The organism is Haemophilus sp. HMSC066A11 (assembly GCF_001811665.1).
In the GTDB taxonomy this organism is placed as follows: Bacteria; Pseudomonadota; Gammaproteobacteria; order Enterobacterales; family Pasteurellaceae; genus Haemophilus; species Haemophilus influenzae.
In genome coordinates this window covers 1-3,591 of record NZ_KV805896.1, presented here as the reverse complement: position 1 = coordinate 3,591, position 3,591 = coordinate 1, and the positions used below count along the sequence as shown (strand labels likewise).

Genomic DNA, 3,591 nt, shown 5'->3' with positions numbered 1-3,591 from the left:
GGGTGTAAACAATCAGTGGTATTGGCGACTAAAAGCCGCTAATCACGAAATCATTGCCGTTAGTGAAGGTTATACAACCAAACAGAACTGCCTACATTGCATTCATCTTGTTATGGACACTAATCGCAATACACCAATTTATGAATCTTAGTAACCTAGCCCTGTTTATCGGGGCTTTTTTCATCACAAATTTTTAAAGAGCATTGAGATTGTGTATCTCGTTTTGTTGGGTGTAGTTTAAGAAAACTTAAATTAAAAAGCAATACAAAATTTAAGAAAAATTAATAAATATTTTAAGATTGCTTAAATTTCAATGAGTTGGATTGGTTTAATTGCTTATTTTTTGAGCGATTAAGGGGTGGGATAGGGCTACACTTTGAAAAAGTGCGGTAGAAAAGTGCGGTAGAAAAGTGCGGTGTTTTAGGTCTATTTAGATCTATATAGATTTACATGAGGGGAGTTTGGCGGTAGGGGCAAAAGAAAACCGCCACGAGGGCGGTTTATCTATTCATTCATATCATAGCTAAATGTAGGAAGTTCAAATATCTCATTTAGACTATATGCAGTGTTTTTCATTGTGTCTAATATAATGGAATTTATAGCTCCTTGAATATATTTAGTAAAGTAATTTTTGTTGTCATTTACTAAATTTTTAAATTCATTTATTTCTTTAATTCCTGCGTCATTTGCATTAAACCCCACATCAAGCCGGCATTCTAAGAAGAATGCCTCCTTGCTAGATAGTTTAAATTTCAATGGGATGATCGCTAAATTATTATCCTTAATATGACTTAGTTTTGGTTGAGAATAGCCCAGTTCAAGATCAATTACATTGAGTTCTTCTCTTAGTTCTCCTTCGTATTGTTTGAAGGAAAGCTCTCTGATCACATATTTTATGTATGATATTCTTTTCTCAATTTGCATAACTTACCTCCACTATTTTAGAATTAATGCGTGCAGCAGTGGTATTGCTATCAAAATCATTTGCCTTAGTGGCCGTTATAGTTAATTGTTGTTCCATATATCTGTATGTTGTAGGAATTTCCCGCTCACAGGCAGCGACTTGATGACTAATGGCGTCAGTTACAAAAGCATTTAGATTTATTCCTTGTTTCGCTGCCATAGTTGCTGCTTTCTTGTGCAATTCAGGCGGAATTCTTACATTAAATTTACCAGCGAAAGAACGAATCGCATCAATACCATTTTCTTGACACATTTCCAAATAATCATCAACTGCATCTTCAAACTCTTTTTTTAAGTCTCTTAATGTTTCCGCTTCATAGGTTATCAGCGCGTTAATAAATAGAATTTTACCGAAGAGAATGCCATCTTCAATGGATGCTTCAACGCTTCCGATGAAATCTTTATATTCAAAAGTTTGTGACATAACGTTTAACCTTATCCTAGTGATAATTCATCAAGAGCATCTTTCACCTGCTCAATAACATATCTTTTTAATTCATTTCCTGGGTGTGGGCGATGGAGGCTTATTGGGTAGCTCAAGTCAGGGTGAATAAACTTAACCCTTGAACCATTACCTTGTTTTGGCTCAAACCCAATAGAACATAAAAGAACCTTCAGCTCGTCCCAGGTGAAGTCCCTTGGCGGAGGTTCTTTTTTTAACTTTTGTAATAATTTGTCAGCGTTTGACATTTGTAACTACCTTTTAGTGGCACTAAGTATAACATTAATAGATAACATATAGTCAATAAAAACTTTAATTATAAATAAGTTATTTATTGTAAATATTTACAATCGAAAATTAACCCATTGACAATAAATAGAAAATCTCCCCACTACTCAACCGCTACTATCTTTTTCTGCGATAAATTCGATGTTCAATCATAGTTCCTATAATCCGAATTTCTTGTTTCAGGGAAGATAATGTAGGGTAATCTGAATTTAATGGCACTAACTCAAAATGATGTCGCCCCAACTCGTCTATATCGCCAATCGGTCTATATTTTTTAAATGTTGCCTCATAATCGCCATTAATAGCTGCTACGAATTCGCCGGCTCTTGGCTCTATGCGTGGATCTATAATTATTACATCGCCCGCTTTGAAATCGGGTTCCATTGAATCTCCCTTTATTTCTAAGGCAAAAGCGTCGTCTGACGTATCTATGAATGTGTAGATATAATTAAAATCACCGGTGCTTTCTTTTAAATCATCAATTCCCGTCCAAGTACCCGCTTGAACATAACTAATTAAAGGAACCTTATTCGTGCCAATACTTGCCGGCATTACGTTTGAAGATGAACCTTCACCCCTTAATAACCACAGGAGATCGCATTCTAATACCGTTGATAGATCTACTAAATTTTCAGAATTAGGCTTAGTCGTATCAGATTCCCATTGTGAAATGGCAACATGAGATACGCCCTTAATGGCATTGGCAACATCTTTCTGAGTAAGTTTTAACTCAGTTCTACGCTGTCTTATACGCTTCCCAATTGTTTCGCTTTTCATAGATACCCTCAAAAAAATGTAGTTAAGTTATCTTAACAAATGTTGATTTAAGTATTCTTTAATAATATACTTTAAGAAGTCTTAAATAATTATAAGGATGAGTCATGCTTAAAAATAATGTTATTGCTCATTTTGGAAAGCTCGAAAATGTCGCAAAAGCACTTTCTATTAGCGTAGCCGCCGTTTCTCAATGGAAAGATGTAATCCCAGAGAAAAATGCGTACCGACTACAAGAAATCACTAATGGAAAGCTAAAGATAGATCGCGAGCTTTACCAAAAATCATAGATTTAGTGTATCGGCACTTATCAAAAAGAAAACCATAAAAAGAGGGCTGAAATTATGGCGATGAAACAAATCATCATCGAGATGATCGAGAAAATTCCTGGCGGCAAAAGTGCGGTTGCAGGGTTTCTCGGATTTTCAGAGGCGGAGATGAATAACCGCTTGTATCACACAAAAGGTCAACGTTTTAAAAACGAAGAATTGATCGCACTCCAGCTTGAGTACGGATGCACTGATTTTATCGATGAGCTTTGCCGTACCGCTGGTGGTCGTTTTGTACCTGATGTAGCAGAGAATGAATTAGACAAGGTTGAGCTTGCTAATTTACAACTGCACGAGCTTTCCGCACGAGGCTTGTTATTTGCTGCATTAGAAACGGCGTTAGAAGACGGCGAAATCACTTCGCAAGAAGAAGACAAAATCCGTCAAGCATTGAGTAAACATTTGGCAGCGACGCAACATTCGATTGAATGTGCGATTGTGTTACACAAGAAATAAAAAAAGCCACGAGGAAATTTCGTGGCTAATTCACTAAGGAATATACAGATGAATCAATTATTAACGATTACGAAAGAAAACGCAAGTACTTTGACGATGAGTAGTCGAGAAATTGCGGAGTTGTGCGAGAAGCGTCACGATAACGTATTGAAATTAGTGCGTGAATTGATTGAAAGGGGTCTCCTAAAAAATACGATACCCCATTCCTACATTCATCCGCAGAATAATCAACGTTATTTTGAATTTTTTTCAGATAAGCGAGACACCCTTGTAATTGTCGCTCGCTTATCGCCCGAATTTACCGCCGCTGTGGTCGATCGCTGGCAAGCGTTGGAAAAT

At 36.6% G+C, this 3,591-nt stretch carries 8 protein-coding genes; 4 read left to right on the top strand and 4 right to left on the bottom strand.

The genetic code is table 11. The annotated features are described in order from the left end of the window. On the top strand, positions 1 to 151 hold a 151-nt coding region (locus tag HMPREF2813_RS09710), incomplete at its 5' end, for a YegP family protein (RefSeq protein WP_083304320.1). 353 nt (positions 152 to 504) lie between these two features. Here the strand turns inward: HMPREF2813_RS09710 and HMPREF2813_RS08550 are convergent. From HMPREF2813_RS08550 to HMPREF2813_RS08535, 4 genes are all read right to left on the bottom strand, one after another. Next, entirely contained in the window at positions 505 to 924 is a 420-nt protein-coding gene (locus tag HMPREF2813_RS08550) for a hypothetical protein (protein WP_013527624.1), read from the bottom strand. After that, on the bottom strand, positions 914 to 1,387 hold the full coding sequence (locus tag HMPREF2813_RS08545) for a type II toxin-antitoxin system HicB family antitoxin (protein ID WP_013527625.1): 474 nt from the start codon (positions 1,385 to 1,387) through the stop codon (positions 914 to 916). The genes HMPREF2813_RS08550 and HMPREF2813_RS08545 overlap by 11 nt, the downstream gene beginning before the upstream one ends. 11 nt (positions 1,388 to 1,398) lie before the next feature. Further along, complete coding sequence (locus HMPREF2813_RS08540; protein WP_013527626.1) at positions 1,399 to 1,653, bottom strand: type II toxin-antitoxin system HicA family toxin; 255 nt, start codon at positions 1,651 to 1,653, stop codon at positions 1,399 to 1,401. 157 nt (positions 1,654 to 1,810) lie between these two features. Next, positions 1,811 to 2,470 carry a LexA family protein gene (locus HMPREF2813_RS08535; RefSeq protein ID WP_013527627.1) on the bottom strand — a complete coding sequence of 220 codons (660 nt, stop codon included), beginning with the start codon at positions 2,468 to 2,470 and terminating at the stop codon, positions 1,811 to 1,813. Positions 2,471 to 2,574: 104 nt separating this feature from the next. Between HMPREF2813_RS08535 and HMPREF2813_RS08530 the strand changes: the two genes are divergently transcribed. From HMPREF2813_RS08530 to HMPREF2813_RS08520, 3 genes are all read left to right on the top strand, one after another. Then, on the top strand, positions 2,575 to 2,757 hold the full coding sequence (locus tag HMPREF2813_RS08530) for a Cro/CI family transcriptional regulator (RefSeq protein ID WP_041175174.1): 183 nt from the start codon (positions 2,575 to 2,577) through the stop codon (positions 2,755 to 2,757). Positions 2,758 to 2,811: 54 nt separating this feature from the next. After that, a complete protein-coding gene (locus HMPREF2813_RS08525; protein WP_070647062.1) occupies positions 2,812 to 3,252 on the top strand; it encodes a YmfL family putative regulatory protein in 441 nt (146 codons plus the stop codon). 48 nt (positions 3,253 to 3,300) lie between these two features. Beyond that, the coding region (locus tag HMPREF2813_RS08520; RefSeq protein ID WP_148129917.1) for a Rha family transcriptional regulator at positions 3,301 to 3,591 on the top strand (291 nt) is incomplete at its 3' end.